Here is a 1,317-nt window from a genome sequence, read left to right as displayed (position 1 = left end):
GGCCCTTCAGGTTTTTGCGTACATGAGATTTTGTATTCTCAGAAACATGTACTCTTGATCTCTTAGCCCACAAGTATTCTTTAAAAGTCTTCTGATTTTCCCGTTAAATGCTTCAAGCTTCCCTGATGATATTTGATAATCAAACCAGTTCAGAATATTGGATTTTACTCTTATAAGCCACTTTGCCACCTTTTCCAGAATATCAACTCTTGAGCCTTCTGCCTTTGTAAGCCAGCTATCGAGAAAGCTCTCAGCTTCAATCTTTGACTGCTTTGACCAAAGGGATGCAAGCTCTTCTTTCAAGTAGTAGGCAATATATAGGGGCGTATTCTCTTTCAGAGCTTCATCAAGGGCGGCCATGTCAGCTTCTCTTGGATTCTTCTCATCCTCCAGCTTCTTCCTGCCGGTAACAAGCAGCCAGCGCATTCCCTTCAGTAATTTTTTTCCTTCTTCATCAGCTTCTCGAGCAAGCTGTCTGCGAAGCAGAGTCAGCTTGTCATTCATGTATTTCACCAGGTGAAAGTGATCAATTATCAACAGGGCTTCCGGCAGGTGCTGCTCAACGGCTGACATGTAGCCGGAAGCCATATCAGTGCATACTGCTTCTATCGTTGCCTTACTGTGGCTAAGGCGACGCCAGAAGCCTTTGAGAGCGTCTGCTCCTTTACCCCTGCCAATATGAAGAACCTGACCTGTATCAAGATCAAGTACGATTGTCAGAAATTTTCTTGGCCTGCCTATACAGACTTCATCAATCGCGATCTGACGAACATCCTTGAGCTTGATCCGCTTGAACTTCCGCCTGAGTCCCTCTTTATGAATCTGCTTGACTGTGTCCCAGGAAAGACCGCAGAATTCGGCAACATATTTCAAAGGAATAAACTGGCACAAGCAAAGAACATAGCGAGCAAGGGCTCTTGTATAGCTTCTCTGTCCTTCAAGAAATGGAACATTTACCTGTCGAATAGTTCCACATTTCTTGCAGACTACCCTGGGTATGAAAAGGTGAAGCAGGTTATGTCTGCCTCCTGTGGGTAACAGCTTAAGAGTCCGAAATACTCCACCGGAGCGTACTGTGTTGTGTGAATGACACTTGGAGCACTTGATATAGCTGTCAGATATCACTCCGTGATAAGTAGTCTTTCCTCCTGCATAACTGGTACGAAGATACTTTACGCCCTTCAGATCTTGATTGTGGTATAATTGACTTGTGGACATGATGCTCCTTCAATGAGTTAATTGGTTTTTTCCCATTGAAATATAGTGTCATGTCCACACTCAATCACTCATGCTATGTATGCAAATCCCGGAAGAGCC

General features: G+C 44.2%; 1 protein-coding gene. It reads right to left on the bottom strand.

Features of this window, described 5'->3' with window-relative positions; genetic code table 11:
- Nucleotides 1–6: 6 nt before the first annotated feature.
- The gene (locus K8S15_02510; protein ID MCD4774906.1) at nt 7–1,218 is read right to left on the bottom strand and encodes an ISL3 family transposase; all 1,212 of its coding nucleotides are present in this window, start codon (nt 1,216–1,218) and stop codon (nt 7–9) included.
- Nucleotides 1,219–1,317 lie beyond the last annotated feature (99 nt).

It is taken from the genome of Candidatus Aegiribacteria sp., assembly GCA_021108005.1.
GTDB lineage: Bacteria > Fermentibacterota > Fermentibacteria > Fermentibacterales > JCC-6 > Aegiribacteria.
This window is presented reverse-complemented; position numbering and strand designations above follow the sequence as displayed.